At 62.9% G+C, this 12,833-nt stretch carries 12 protein-coding genes; all 12 read left to right on the top strand.

The window, feature by feature from the left end:
* The first annotated feature begins 9 nt into the window (after positions 1–9).
* Positions 10–618 (top strand): DUF4190 domain-containing protein, encoded by a 609-nt coding sequence (locus H3T89_RS01105; RefSeq protein WP_015022069.1) that lies wholly within the window; start codon positions 10–12, stop codon positions 616–618.
* 330 nt (positions 619–948) lie between these two features.
* Positions 949–1,434, top strand: coding sequence for a DJ-1/PfpI family protein (locus tag H3T89_RS01110; protein WP_198215979.1), 486 nt, complete (start codon positions 949–951; stop codon positions 1,432–1,434).
* 87 nt (positions 1,435–1,521) lie between these two features.
* Positions 1,522–2,613, top strand: a complete 1,092-nt coding sequence (argC, locus tag H3T89_RS01115) for an N-acetyl-gamma-glutamyl-phosphate reductase (protein ID WP_015022067.1) — start codon at positions 1,522–1,524, stop codon at positions 2,611–2,613.
* Positions 2,610–3,779, top strand: a complete 1,170-nt coding sequence (gene argJ, locus H3T89_RS01120; RefSeq protein WP_015022066.1) for a bifunctional glutamate N-acetyltransferase/amino-acid acetyltransferase ArgJ — start codon at positions 2,610–2,612, stop codon at positions 3,777–3,779. Before argC ends, argJ begins: the two co-directional genes overlap by 4 nt.
* Positions 3,780–3,851: 72 nt before the next feature.
* Positions 3,852–4,799, top strand: coding sequence for an acetylglutamate kinase (argB, locus tag H3T89_RS01125; protein WP_198215980.1), 948 nt, complete (start codon positions 3,852–3,854; stop codon positions 4,797–4,799).
* Positions 4,800–4,827: 28 nt separating this feature from the next.
* Positions 4,828–6,102, top strand: a complete 1,275-nt coding sequence (locus H3T89_RS01130; protein WP_198216178.1) for an acetylornithine transaminase — start codon at positions 4,828–4,830, stop codon at positions 6,100–6,102.
* A gap of 47 nt (positions 6,103–6,149) precedes the next feature.
* Positions 6,150–7,124 carry an ornithine carbamoyltransferase gene (argF, locus tag H3T89_RS01135; protein ID WP_198215981.1) on the top strand — a complete coding sequence of 325 codons (975 nt, stop codon included), beginning with the start codon at positions 6,150–6,152 and terminating at the stop codon, positions 7,122–7,124.
* Positions 7,124–7,660, top strand: coding sequence for an arginine repressor (locus tag H3T89_RS01140; RefSeq protein WP_015022062.1), 537 nt, complete (start codon positions 7,124–7,126; stop codon positions 7,658–7,660). The genes argF and H3T89_RS01140 overlap by 1 nt, the downstream gene beginning before the upstream one ends.
* 59 nt (positions 7,661–7,719) lie before the next feature.
* Positions 7,720–8,955 (top strand): argininosuccinate synthase, encoded by a 1,236-nt coding sequence (locus tag H3T89_RS01145; RefSeq protein WP_198215982.1) that lies wholly within the window; start codon positions 7,720–7,722, stop codon positions 8,953–8,955.
* 17 nt (positions 8,956–8,972) lie between these two features.
* Positions 8,973–10,418, top strand: a complete 1,446-nt coding sequence (gene argH, locus H3T89_RS01150; RefSeq protein WP_232348405.1) for an argininosuccinate lyase — start codon at positions 8,973–8,975, stop codon at positions 10,416–10,418.
* A gap of 93 nt (positions 10,419–10,511) precedes the next feature.
* Positions 10,512–11,243 carry an SGNH/GDSL hydrolase family protein gene (locus tag H3T89_RS01155; protein ID WP_198203496.1) on the top strand — a complete coding sequence of 244 codons (732 nt, stop codon included), beginning with the start codon at positions 10,512–10,514 and terminating at the stop codon, positions 11,241–11,243.
* A gap of 249 nt (positions 11,244–11,492) precedes the next feature.
* Positions 11,493–12,824, top strand: coding sequence for a tyrosine--tRNA ligase (gene tyrS / locus H3T89_RS01160; protein ID WP_198203497.1), 1,332 nt, complete (start codon positions 11,493–11,495; stop codon positions 12,822–12,824).
* Positions 12,825–12,833 lie beyond the last annotated feature (9 nt).

Below are 12,833 nucleotides of genomic sequence, written 5' to 3' on the forward strand. Positions count from 1 at the left end.
CCGAGGGACATGACGGATTCTCAAGAACAGGGCACAGCCGGTGGACCTGACCGCCAGGATCATGATGGGGGCGACCAACCCCTGTACGGCGCGCGTGCCGATCGTTATCCTGGATGGAATCCGTACATATACGGTCGCCCAGACCCGGAACCCAAGGCCAAGGAGTCCGATTCATCCCAGGGCAACCCCGCCAACCGACCCATGCCCATGGCGGGGCAGCCGGCCCCTGGACGCGGCGGGAATCCCGGGAATCCTCAGGATCATCGCGGCACGCCAGGCTGGTATCCCCAGGGTATGCCCAATTTGAACGATCCATCCCAAAATCCGGTCTACGGTCACTGGGATCCCTGTGCGATCATCGCCTTCTTCATGGCTCTCTTCCTACCCATGCCTGTGATTCCAGCTCTGCTCGGCGGCATTTCCATGTATCGGACGCATCGCCTGCATATGAAGGGTTACGGGCTGGCCATGGCTGCCCTGATCATCAACCTGCTCTTCACCTTGGCTTGGATCTGGCTGCTGATCAACGGGATTTCCCTAAACGATTTCTACCAGCAGATGATGCCGTCGCCTTCGACGGGCGGGGGAGGCTCCGATGGCGGCGGTGTCAGCGCCTGAACTCTTAAGGTCCTGAGGTGTAGGTGCCGCCGGTATCAGCGAAAGATCCGGTACCTGTTGAGGCCATAGCATGCGGGCTGTGATTGAGGGTGGGGAATCCTGGTTGCTATAGGCATGAGCGGCACCATTGATCAAAACGTTGATGACATTGTCATCCGTGGGGTTGTTGAGTGGCAGGTCTGCAGGGGTGGAGAGCTTCATTCAAATGGTTCTGGATGTCAATATCGTTGTACTCGATGGATTCGAACCCTTGGATGTTTTTGGTCCCTTTGATGTTTTCGACAACACTGATGACGCCCGCGTACGGCTTTCTCCTTGGACGGCCCCGGTGTGAAAGTCGGTGATGGCGGTGTCAGGGTCGAAGCCATGGGGCCTGAAGAGGTTGATCCCAAGGGGGTTCTGCTGATACACGGCGGGTCCGGTACGCGAGCCCTGGTTGGGAACGATTGCTGGATAGGCCAGTTGGCAAGCCTGGCCACTCGTTCGCCGCAGGTAATGACGGTCTGCACAGGCTCGGCTCTCTTGGCGGCCACCGGTGTGTTGGATGGTCGGCGTGCGACCTCCAATGACCTGGCCTTTGACTGGGTCGTCAGCACTGGCGAACGGGTGGACTGGATCAGGGATGCCCGCTGGGTGGTCGATGGAAGGTTTCGTACCTCTTCGGGCATCTCGGCCGGCATCGATATGGCCCTGGCCTTTGTGGAGGATACATGCGGGTCCGAGACTGCGGACAAGGCCAGCATGCAAATGGAATATATCCGCAACCGGGATTCCGGTTATGACCCCTTCGCACGGAAGAGAGTGCTGCACAGTTAAGGCAGAGGTATAACGACACGCCGAACTGCATAAATATGCGCTTTATTGCATGAGTATGTATGATTGTGCCCGACGAAGGGAGCACTCATGCGGCAATACACAGTGGCTGTAGCGGGAGCTTCGGGGTATGCCGGCTCGGAGATGATTCGTCTATTAGCGGCCCACCCTGCCTTTCAGGTATGCACGGTCACTGGCCATGGCTCAGCGGGCAGGTTGCTGGGAGAATTCTCGCCCAATCTTCCTGAGTCGCTGGCCTCCATGCAGATTCAGGACACTGAGCCGGAGACACTGGCTGGCCATGATCTGGTGGTTCTGGCCCTGCCTCACGGGGCTTCGGGTCCCCTGGCCGACAAGCTGGACAATCAATCGTTGATGGTCGACCTGGGTGCTGACCACCGGTTGGAGGACCCGGGCGACTGGAAAAGCTACTATGGTGGACCTTTCTCGAGCCCGTGGACCTACGGGATGCCTGAGCTGCTCAACCCGGGCGGGGGTCGTCAGCGTCAGTTGCTTGGGCGGACCCGACGGATCGCCGGTCCTGGGTGCAATGTCACAGCAGTCACTCTGGCCTTCCAGCCAGCCCTGGCCGCCGGACTGGTCCAGACCGATGATCTGGTGGCCGACCTTGCTGTCGGTTACTCGGGCGCTGGACGCTCAAGTGGCAGAATGGACCTGCTGGCAGCCCAGGCCATCAATTCGGCCCATCCCTACTCGGTAGCAGGAACCCACCGGCATATACCCGAAATTCTGCAGAACCTGCGCAAGGCCGCAGCCGCGGACCCCAACAGCGACGGGTCCCGGGGACCTATCCGCCTGGGGCTGACTCCCGTTCTGGTTCCTATGTCACGCGGGATACTGGCCGTGGTTTCGGCCCGGCTGAGCGCGCGTGGGCAAAGCATGGGGATGGCTGAAATTCGCGCCGTCTGGGAAGAGGTTTATGCCGAGGAGCCGTTTGTCGATCTGCTGCCTGAGGGCAGGCTTCCCTCCACGGCAGATGTGTATGGTTCCAACCGCGCTCAAATCCAAGTCGCCGTGGATCAGCGCGCCGACCGCCTCTACGCTTTCGCCGCCATCGACAACCTGACCCGGGGCACCGCAGGCCAGGCCCTCCAGGCCGTAAACCTGGCTCTGGGCCTGCCCGAGGAGACCGGACTGACAACCATAGGAGTGGCACCATGAGCATCACCTATCCTGCAGGCTTCCGGACCGGCACCGCCATCGCCCATCGACCGGGAGGTTCACAGCGCCGAAACCTGGCCTTGGTCGTCAACAGCGGACCCATGGACACGGCTGTTGGGGTCTTCACACCCAATCGTTTCCGGGCTGCTCCGGTCATCTGGACCAGCCGAATCCTTGAAGAAGGCCATGCTGGAGCGGTGGTCATCAACTCCGGCAATGCCAACGCCTGCACCGGTCCCGAGGGCCTGGACCAGGCCAGAGCCATGGCCGAGCGTACAGGGGAGAAACTGGGCCTGCCGACCAAGCGGGTCGCTGTCTGCTCCACCGGGATCATCGGCCATCTGCTTCATCTCGATTCCATATTGACCGGCATCGACCAGGCCGCCCAGAAGATGTCGGCCAGCCAGGAGGCTGGTGAAGAGGCCGCCAAGGCCATATTGACCACCGACACCTGCACCAAGACAGTGGCCCTGGACGGATCCGGCTGGCGGCTGGGCGGCATGGTCAAGGGCTCCGGGATGATCGCCCCGCAGTTGGCCACCATGATCTGCGTAATCACCACCGATGCCATTCTGGAGCCGGAGCAGGCACGTCAAGCCCTGTCCGAGGCTTGCCGGCTCAGCTTCAACCGGATCGATGTGGACGGATGCATGTCCACCAATGACACCGTCCTGCTGATGGCTTCCGGGGCATCTGGTATACGGCCTGACCCCGGCCAGTTCCAGGAGAAGCTCGCTCAGGCCTGTGCGGACCTGGCCCATCGGATCGTGGCGGACGGTGAGGGCAGCCGCCATCGGATTCGCATCCGTGTGGATGGTGCCGAGAGCGAGGATGCGGCGCTTGCCTGCGCTAGGGCGGTCTCCGGTTCCACGCTGCTCAAGTGCGCGGTGGCCGGTGAGGATCCCAACTGGGGTCGAGTGGTGTCCTCGCTGGGCACAGTGCCGGTTGCGACGGCGGCCTATGATCCGGCCCATGTGGATGTAAGCTTCAACGGCATCAAGGTTTGCCAGGGGGGCCGTCCCGGCCAGGACCCGGAGCTGGTCGACCTGCACGTTCCCGAGGTCCATATCGACATCGACCTTGGACAAGGTGACGGCCAGGCCACGGTATGGACCGATGATCTGACCCACGAATACGTGACCATCAATGCCGAGTACCACACCTGACGGGAAACCTGATTAAGAGGCGGCACCAAGAGCTGCAGCGATCGGAAGATGGTTATAAGGAAGGGGAAGAGGATGGCGGAAGACGAGCAGGATGCCGGAGATGAAAAGGCCTTGGAGGACGCCCGCAAGGCCCAGGTGCTCATCGAAGCCCTGCCCTGGCTGGAGGAGTTCGCCGGACAGCGGATCGTAGTCAAATACGGCGGCCATGCCATGGTGGATGACCATCTACGGCAGTGCTTCGCTCAGGACATGGTCTTCTTGAGGCAGGTGGGCATGCATCCGGTGGTGGTGCACGGGGGCGGTCCGCAGATATCCCGTATGCTTCAGGCTCTGGGCATTCCCTCGGTTTTCCGCGGCGGCCTACGGGTGACCACCCCCGAAACCATGAAGGTGGTTCGGATGGTGCTGACCGGACAGGTAGGCAGGGATCTGGTCGGTGCCATCAATGCACACGGTCCCATGGCTGTCGGCCTGTCAGGGGAGGATGCTGGCCTGTTCAGTGCAGCCCGCCGTACCGGCATGGCGGATGGCAAGCCGGTTGATTTGGGCTTGGTAGGCGAAGTCGTAGGCGTGGATGCCTCGGCCGTCGAGGACCTGATCGATGCCGGGCGAATTCCTGTAGTCTCCTCTGTGGCTCCTGACGAGCAGGATCCCACCCAGGTGCTCAACGTGAATGCCGATGCGGCCGCTTCGGCTCTGGCAGTAGCTCTGGGGGCACGGAAACTGGTCATTCTTACCGATGTGGAGGGACTGTACGCCAACTGGCCTCAAGCCGACTCCCTGGTCTCCAGCATCGGTGTGGACCGGCTGGAGGATATGTTGGAGGACATGCATGAGGGGATGCGACCCAAGATGGAGGCCTGCCTGCAGGCCGTGCGCTCCGGGGTGGGGGAGGCCCACGTCATCGATGGGCGGCGGCCGCATTCCATGCTCAACGAAATATTCACCCGCAATGGCATCGGCACGGTGGTCACGCCGGGCCGGGACATGATCATGAGGAGGAGTCATGACGAAGGCTGATGCGTCCACTGCCGAAACTGCTGAGCCCATGAGGACTCCCGAGGGGCCGCAGAGCAGTCAATGGGCAGACCGCTATGAGCGAGTCCACATGCAGGTCTTCGGTCGACCGGGCAGGGTCATGGACCATGGCCGAGGTGCCTGGATCTGGGACCTGGACGGCAACCGCTACCTGGACATGATGGCCGGCATCGCGGTCAATGCCCTGGGTTACGCCCATCCTGCCTGGAACAAGGCATTGGCTGAGCAGGCTGGAAAGATGGCCCACATCAGCAACTTCTTCGCTTCACAGCCTCAGATCGAGCTGGCCGAACGACTGCTGGACCTGGCCCAGGCCCCAAAGGGATCCCGCATCTTCTTCGCCAACTCGGGAACCGAGGCCAATGAGGCGGCCATCAAGCTTGCCCGTTTGCATGGCGCCCGCATGGGCGGGCATCCCGGTCGGATCCTGGCTCTTATCCATAGTTTCCACGGCCGCAGCATGGGCTCCTTGAGCCTGACATGGAAACCTGCCATCCGTGAGCCCTTCCAGCCCCTGGTTCCGGGTATGGGCTTCCTGCCTGCAGAAGACGACGAGGCTATAGAAGAGGCTTTCGCACAGGGGGAGACCTCAGGAGAGCCGGTGGCTGCCATCATTCTGGAGCTCATTCAGGGAGAGGCCGGGGTGCTGCCGCTGAATCCTGACTACGTTAGCCAGGTGCGTGAGCTCTGTAGCCGACATGGGGCCCTGATGATTTTGGACGAGGTGCAGACCGGCATGGGTAGGACCGGCCACTGGTTCGCCTTCCAGGACCAGAGCCTGTCCGGAGGAGCCTGCCCGGACGTGCTCACCTTCGCCAAGGGGGTCGCAGGCGGCTTCCCCATGGGCGGGATGATCACCTTCGGCCCTGGGCCATCAGGTCTGCTGACCCCTGGCCTGCACGGGTCCACCTTCGGCGGCAATCCCCTGGGATCGGCCCTGGCACTGACCACCTTGGAGACCATCCAGCGGGAGGGTCTGCTGGAACGGGCGCGGCAGATGGGGGAGAGGCTGCGTGCCGGCCTTACCGATTGTGGCAATCCCCTCTATACCCAGGTCAGGGGCAGGGGGCTCCTGGATGCGGTCCAGCTGAGCGTTTCCTGTGCCGGGGATTTGGCCTCCTGGGCCCTGAACCATGGGCTGATTGTCAACGCAGTGGCGCCTGATGCCCTGCGTCTGGCCCCGCCCCTGATCATCCAGGCCGATCAGATCGACCTGGCCGTGGACATCCTGTCCAAGGCTCCGGCCAGTCTCGCGGACAGGGGCATGCGGCAGGATGATCAGTGAGATCAGCCATCAATGACGTACATGACCATATCGATAGGGAGGCAGAGATGAACAACGGTTTGCGGCACATGCTGCGTGACGACGACCTCAACCATGAGGAGCAGTTGGAGGTTCTTCGACTGGGCATGGCGTTCAGGGCCAATCCCTATTTATCTCAGCCCTATCAGGGGCCTCAGGCCGTGGCTATCATCTTCGACAAGCCCAGCACGCGCACCAGAACCAGCTTCTGTGTGGGCGTGGCCCAGCTGGGCGGCTATCCCATGGTCATCGACAGCTCTGGCTCGCAGCTGGGCCGTGGAGAGCCCGTGGCGGACACCTCCAACGTGCTGACGCGGATGACATCCACCATAGTCTGGCGCACCTTTGGCCAGGATCGGGTGGAGACCATGGCTGCACATGCCACCGTGCCCGTCATCAACGCGCTGACCGACTCCTTCCATCCCTGCCAGGTCCTGGCCGACTTCCTGACCCTGGCACAGCACAGGGGCGGTGTTGACGCCTTGGCCGGCACGACCATCGCCTACCTGGGAGACGCAGCCAACAACATGGCCAACTCCTATCTGCTGGGCGGGGCTGTGGCCGGCATGAACGTGCGTATTGCCGGCCCACGCGGCTTCCTGCCTGATCCGAGTCTGGTGGATCAAGCTCGGGCTCTGGCTGCTGAAAACGGGGGATCCATTCTGGTCACCACGGATCCGGTCCGGGCCGTGGAGGATGCCGACTGCGTCTTCACGGACACCTGGGTCTCCATGGGCGAGGAGGACCAGTACGCCATTCGCTCCCATCCCTTCCTGCCCTATCAGGTCAACGCCGCACTTATGGCCCATGCCCGCCCGGATGCCCTCTTCCAGCACTGCCTGCCCGCCTACAGGGGCCGGGAGGTTACGGCCGAGGTCATCGACGGTCCACAGTCCGTGGTCTGGGACGAGGCGGAAAACCGGCTGCACGCCCAGAAGGCCCTGATGACCTGGCTGGTGGCCCGCTCCCGGGGTGATGAATCCCTCCTGCGGGGGGTGTGCTGATGCGTCCAACGACCAAGGTGGCCAGGCTGGACGCCATCCGCCAGGCATTGAACCGACATCGTGTCAACTCCCAGCAGCAGCTGTCGGCCCTGCTGGCTGATCAGGGCATCGAAGTGACCCAGGCCACCCTCAGCCGGGATCTGGACGACCTGCACGCCACCAAGCTGCGCTATGCAGATGGGAGCATGGCCTACTGGATTCCCGCCACCACCGATCAGCAGGCCATGGAGGCCGCTGCAGCCGAGGGGCCTGAGGTCGAGGGGGAGAACAAGACCGATGCCTACCTGGCCAAGATTCTGACCGGGCTGATCACCTCGGTGGCCCGGGCCCGCAACCTTCTGGTGGTCAGAACCCCGGCCGGCGCCGCCCAGTACGCGGCTTCAGCCCTGGACCGCCAGCCCATCAAGGGCATCTTGGGCACCATAGCCGGGGACGACACGATTCTGATCATCGCCGCCGACGATCAGGCGGCATCATCCCGGGCCGACTGGCTCATGACCATCGTCTCAGGCCAGGAGGATGCCAGGGCCCGATGAGTGCCGAAGATACCAATTCAGCATCTGCAAGTGTGAAATTACAAGGAAAGAGGATCGCCATGACCGAAAACAATCGCATCGTGCTGGCCTACTCAGGCGGCCTGGACACCTCGGTGTCCATTCCCTACCTCAAGGAGCGCACCGGCAAGGATGTGGTGGCCGTCTCCCTGGATGTGGGCCAGGGCGGGGAGCGTCTGCAGACCATCCGCCAGCGGGCCCTGGACTGCGGAGCCGTCGAGTCCGTCGTGGTGGATGCCCGGGACGAGTTCGCCAGGGATTACTGCATGCTGGCGCTCAAGGCCAATGCCATGTACGAGGGCGTCTACCCGTTGGTATCGGCCATCTCAAGGCCGCTGATCACCAAGCATCTGGTCCAGGCGGCCCACCAGTATGGTGCTGATACGATCGCCCACGGCTGCACCGGCAAGGGCAACGACCAGGTCCGTTTCGAGGTCTCCATCATGTCCATCGACCCCTCGCTGAAGGCCATCAGCCCCATCCGTGACCTGGGATTGATGCGGGATGTAGAGATCGCCTATGCCAAGGAGCACCATCTGCCCATCGAGCAGACCGAGGAGAGCCCCTACTCCATCGACCAGAACGTCTGGGGACGGGCCATCGAGACCGGCTACCTGGAGGACCCCTGGAACGGTCCCACCAAGGATGTCTACTCCTACACCGACGATCCGGCATTCCCGCCGGTCGAGGACGAGGTGACCATCGACTTCGAGCAGGGCATCCCCGTGCGCATCGACGGCAGGGCCGTCACCCCCCTGGAGGCCATCGAGGAGATGAACCGCCGGGCCGGAGCCCAAGGGATCGGACGTGTGGATCTGATCGAGGACAGGCTGGTTGGTATCAAGTCCCGCGAGCTCTACGAGGCACCAGGTGCCGTGGCCCTGATCACCGCCCACCAGGAGCTGGAGAACTGCTGCCTGGAGCGTGAACAGCACCGGATCAAGCGCGACATCGACAAGCGCTGGGGAGAGCTGGTCTACGATGCTCAGTGGTACTCGCCGGCCGTCCGTTCTCTGAACGCCTTCATCGAGGAGACCCAGCGCTATGTCTCCGGCCGCATCCGCATGGTCATGCACGGGGGACGGGCTGTGGTCACCGGCCGACAGTCCGACAGCTCCCTCTACGACTACAGCCTGGCCACTTACGAGTCGGGTGACAGCTTCGACCAGAATGCCTCCAACGGGTTCATCGCCATCTATGGTCTGGCCGACAAGGTGGCCGCTGCACGCGATATGCGCTTTGGCAACGGCATCGCACAGGACGGGCAAGAGCAGTGAGCACCGACGACAAGCCCATGGCCCTCTGGGGCGGGCGCTTCAGCGGAGGGCCCTCGCCGGCGCTGGTCGAGCTCAGCCGGTCCACCCAGTTCGACTGGCGCCTGGCCGATGACGACCTGGCTGGTTCCCGTGCCCACGCCCGGGCCCTCAACCGTGCTGGGCTGCTGGATGACGGCGAGCTGGAACGTATGGAGCAGGCCCTGGATGAGCTCCAGGACCAGGTGGACTCCGGTGCCTTCGCCCCTGAGCCTGGCGATGAGGACGAGGCCACGGCACTGGAGCGCGGCCTTATAGACATAGCAGGGGACCAGCTGGGCGGCAAGCTGCGGGCCGGGCGCTCGCGCAATGATCAGATCGCCACCCTGATTCGAATCTGGCTGCGTCGTCACGCCCGGGTGCTGGCCAAGGATCTGCTGCGCACGGCCCAGGCTCTGATGGATCAGGCTCGGGCGGCGGGGACCACGGTCATGCCTGGGCGCACCCATATGCAGCACGCCCAGCCGGTCCTGCTGGCCCACCAGCTCATGGCCCATGTCTGGCCCCTGGTCCGTGACCTGGAGCGCCTGAGGGACTGGGACCAGCGTGCCGATGCCAGTCCATATGGATCTGGTGCGCTCGCGGGCACCACCTTGGGGCTGGACCCACTGCCGGTGGCACGGGATCTGGGCTTTAGCCGGGTATGCGCCAACTCCATCGACGGGACAGCCGCCAGGGATGTGGTGGCCGAATTCGCCTTCGTCGCCGCCATGGTCGGCGTGGACCTGTCCAGACTGGCCGAGGAGATCATCATCTGGAATACCCAGGAGTTCGCCTTCGTCCGCCTGGACGATGGATATTCGACTGGGTCCTCCATCATGCCCCAAAAGAAGAATCCCGACGTGGCCGAGCTGGCTCGCGGCAAGGCCGGTCGACTGGTCGGGGATCTGGCTGGTCTGTTGACCACACTCAAGGGGCTGCCGACAGCCTATGCACGTGACCTGCAGGAGGACAAGGAGGCGGTCTTCGACCAGGTGGACACCCTGGAGGTCCTGCTGCCCGCTTTTGCCGGCATGATTGCCACTCTGACCTTCAACAAGGATCGCCTGGAGGAGCAGGCCCCCACAGGCTTCGCTCTTGCCACCGACCTGGCGGAGTGGCTCGTCAGGGAAGGAGTGCCATTCCGGCATGCCCATGAGCTTTCCGGGACCTGCGTCAAGTTGGCCGAGGGGCGAGGTTGCGAGCTGGCTGATCTGGAGGATGACGATTTCGTCAGGGTCTTCGCTGACTGGGTGCCCGCCGAGAGGGCTCCTGAAGTCCGTTCGGTCCTGACCGCCGGGGGAGCCGTGCGCGCTCGCCAGGGCCAGGGGGGCACCGCACCGGAGAGGGTCAAGGAGCAGATGGATAAGGCTGCACATGAGCTGGAGGAACTGAAGGCCTTCGCCGACTCGCAGTCTGATGGGCCTGCCTACCGCCCGCCCAGGTGAGCTCTCTGGTTTCCGCCAGGCCGGTGGCCGCGTTAGAATTCCGAACGGCAATTCCTCAAGGGGGACGGCAAAGAGCGAAAGGCGGCGGCGAACATGAATCCGGTGGCACTGGTCCAGGCTTGGTGGGCCAAGCAGCACATCACTCTGGCCAAGGAACCGCCCGGCTCACGCCAGGGGTTGTGCTCGCCTCCGGATCAAGGTCGCGACCTGGAACCGCTGACCATGCTGGTGGTGGGCGATTCCATGGCGGTCGGCTGCGGGGTGGAGGACCAGAGCCAGGGCTTCGTCCCTGATATAGCCGCCTGCCTGGCCGCCCGGTTGGGGCGCCCGGTATCCTGGTCGACCCAGGGTCGGCTCGGGGCCACCATTCGCAGGGTGCGCTATAGATTCCTGCCCGCTCTGCAGGACCATCCTGATCTGCTGGTCCTGTGTGCAGGTTCCAACGACATCATGGCCAACCGCACCGATGAGCAGTGGCGGGATGACCTGGCAGCCAGCATCGAGCTGGCTAAAGATAAGGGCCGTCAGGTGCTGGTCCTCAGCTCCGGTCAGCTCTATCGGGATCCAGCCCTGGGCAGGGCGCTCAGGGCCGAGGTGGAGCGTCGGATAGCCCGTCAGACACAGACCAGCCGTCAGGTCTGCCAAGACGCCTCGGTGCCTTTCGTGGATGCCACCCGCGACGACGTTGGCACCGACCGACCCGACTTCTGGGGCATTGACCACTTTCATCCGGGAGTCCAAGGGTACCAGCGCATGGCCGCCTGCGTGGTCGACCACATTCCCCAAGACTTGATTAATCAGTTATCTGTATCGGCACATTCCTGATTTGAATGCAGCGATTATGCTGAGAGGCTCCTTCGGATCGGCCCTGCCTTAGAGAGACAGTCAGTGGTCAATAGTCAATCGACAGCGGCTGATCCGCAATAAATAATCAGTCCGGCTTCGTGCCTTGGTGATTCCGGCTTGATGCGGCCTTGTCTGCAGTGGTTCGAGGCTCTGCCGTGTCGGTATCTGTTGCAAGAATAGTAGGGTTTAGCATACATTCATCAAATATTCGATAGGGAGTAGCCTCTCATGTCGCAGGTCACCGATTTCAGGCAGGCGGGTTTCGACTCGCTTTTCGACGAACTCAAGTGGCGCGGTCTCATTGCCCAGTGCACGGACGAGTCCGAGCTCAGGAAGGTGCTGGCCGACCCCTCGGTGACCTATTATTGCGGATTTGACCCCACGGCCCCATCATTGCACGTGGGCAATCTGGTCCAGCTGCTCAACATGCGCCACCTGCAGGCGGCCGGTCTGCATCCCATCGCTGTTGTGGGCGGGGCCACCGGGTTGATCGGCGACCCTCGGCAGTCGGGGGAGCGCACCCTGAATCCCAAGCAGACCGTGGCCGAATGGACCGAGCGCCTGCGTGGCCAGATCGGGCGCTTCCTGGATACCGAGGGGGACAATCCCGTCCGATTCGTCAATAATTATGAGTGGACCGGCTCTATGAGCACCATCGACTTCCTGCGCGATGTGGGCAAGAACTTCCGCATGGGCACCATGCTGGCCAAGGACACGGTGGCCCGCCGTCTGGACTCCGACGAGGGCATCTCATTTACCGAGTTCAGCTACCAGGTGCTTCAGGGCAACGACTTCCTGGAGCTCTTCGACCGCTATGGATGCAGTCTGCAGCTGGGCGGCAGCGACCAGTGGGGGAACCTGACCAGCGGCCTGGACCTGATTCGCAAGGTGCGCAATGCCTCCGTCAACGTGATGACCAGCCCATTGATCACCGACTCCCAGGGCAAGAAGTTCGGCAAGTCCGAAGGCAATGCGGTCTGGCTGGATCCCACCATGTTCAGCCCCTATCGCTTCTACCAGTTCTGGTTCAACCAGCCTGACGACCAGGTGGTCAAGCTGCTGAAGACCTTCACCTTCCTGCCCAAGGTCGAGATCGAGCGTCTGGAGGAGAGGACCGCCCAGGATCCGGGGGCGCGGGAGGCCCAGAAGGTTCTGGCCTGGCAGGTGACCTCATATGTGCACGGCGAGCATGCCGCCCAGGGGGCCATTGATGCCTCTGGTGCCCTCTTTGGTCGCGGCAAGACCCTGGAGGAGTTGGACGAGGATGTGCTGGATTCCGCACTCGATGGCCTCAAAGTCGATGATGGTCAAGGTGGGCGAGTCCTGCCCGCAGCCAGCGAGGGCCAGCGTCTGGTGGAGGCCGGGGTTGCGGTCGGGCTCTTCCGCTCGGTCTCCGAGGCGCGCAAGACTGTGGCCTCGGGCGGCTTCTACCTGAATAACCAGCGGGTCGAGGATCCGGATCAAGTTTTGGAGAACAAGGACTTTCTGCATGGGCGCTTCGCCCTGGTTCGCAGAGGAAAGAAGGCCCTGGGCGCGCTTGAGCGTCGGGCCGGCAAGTAGGAACGTAGG

Source organism: Bifidobacterium sp. W8114 (assembly GCF_016101165.1).
GTDB lineage: Bacteria > Actinomycetota > Actinomycetes > Actinomycetales > Bifidobacteriaceae > Bombiscardovia > Bombiscardovia asteroides.

Excerpts from the sequence above, each read along its gene's own strand:
- tyrS (WP_198203497.1), top strand. The coding sequence starts at position 11,493 with ATGTCGCAGGTCACCGATTTCAGGCAGGCGGGTTTCGACTCGCTTTTC.
- argJ (WP_015022066.1), top strand. The coding sequence starts at position 2,610 with ATGAGCATCACCTATCCTGCAGGCTTCCGGACCGGCACCGCCATCGCC.
- argB (WP_198215980.1), top strand. The coding sequence starts at position 3,852 with ATGGCGGAAGACGAGCAGGATGCCGGAGATGAAAAGGCCTTGGAGGAC.
- H3T89_RS01155 (WP_198203496.1), top strand. The coding sequence starts at position 10,512 with ATGAATCCGGTGGCACTGGTCCAGGCTTGGTGGGCCAAGCAGCACATC.
- argC (WP_015022067.1), top strand. The coding sequence starts at position 1,522 with ATGCGGCAATACACAGTGGCTGTAGCGGGAGCTTCGGGGTATGCCGGC.
- H3T89_RS01140 (WP_015022062.1), top strand. The coding sequence starts at position 7,124 with ATGCGTCCAACGACCAAGGTGGCCAGGCTGGACGCCATCCGCCAGGCA.
- H3T89_RS01130 (WP_198216178.1), top strand. The coding sequence starts at position 4,828 with ATGAGGACTCCCGAGGGGCCGCAGAGCAGTCAATGGGCAGACCGCTAT.
- argH (WP_232348405.1), top strand. The coding sequence starts at position 8,973 with ATGGCCCTCTGGGGCGGGCGCTTCAGCGGAGGGCCCTCGCCGGCGCTG.
- argF (WP_198215981.1), top strand. The coding sequence starts at position 6,150 with ATGAACAACGGTTTGCGGCACATGCTGCGTGACGACGACCTCAACCAT.
- H3T89_RS01145 (WP_198215982.1), top strand. The coding sequence starts at position 7,720 with ATGACCGAAAACAATCGCATCGTGCTGGCCTACTCAGGCGGCCTGGAC.
- H3T89_RS01105 (WP_015022069.1), top strand. The coding sequence starts at position 10 with ATGACGGATTCTCAAGAACAGGGCACAGCCGGTGGACCTGACCGCCAG.